Source organism: Faecalibacterium sp. DFI.5.82 (assembly GCF_029076575.1).
In the GTDB taxonomy this organism is placed as follows: Bacteria; Bacillota; Clostridia; order Oscillospirales; family Ruminococcaceae; genus Faecalibacterium; species Faecalibacterium duncaniae.
Genome location: NZ_JARFIS010001053.1, coordinates 1 through 291, shown reverse-complemented (window position 1 = coordinate 291; position 291 = coordinate 1). Strand labels below are relative to the sequence as shown.

The window sequence follows — 291 nt, the reverse complement described above, 5'->3', positions numbered from 1 at the left end:
CAAATTTTTCATCAATGTATTTCTCAGCTACTATAGATGCAATTGCGCCATCATTAGTTGCAGTTACAACCTGTCTTAGAGTCTTAGATCTACAATCTCCTGCTGCAAATACGCCTGGTATGTTAGTTCTCATATCTTCATCAGTTATTATGTAACCTTTTTCATCCATATCAACTTTACCTTTGAATAAATCAGTTTGAGCATCTAATCCAACGAACACAAATACTCCCATTGTTCCATCTTCTTCATCTGCAAAGTATTCATGAGTTTCTCCAGTAACTTTATTTTTAA

1 protein-coding gene is annotated in these 291 nt (G+C 34.0%); it reads right to left on the bottom strand.

Translation table 11 applies throughout. The features are described from left to right. A partial coding sequence (locus P0G09_RS20100; RefSeq protein ID WP_275253560.1) for an FAD-dependent oxidoreductase occupies window positions 1–291 on the bottom strand: 291 nt, incomplete at both ends.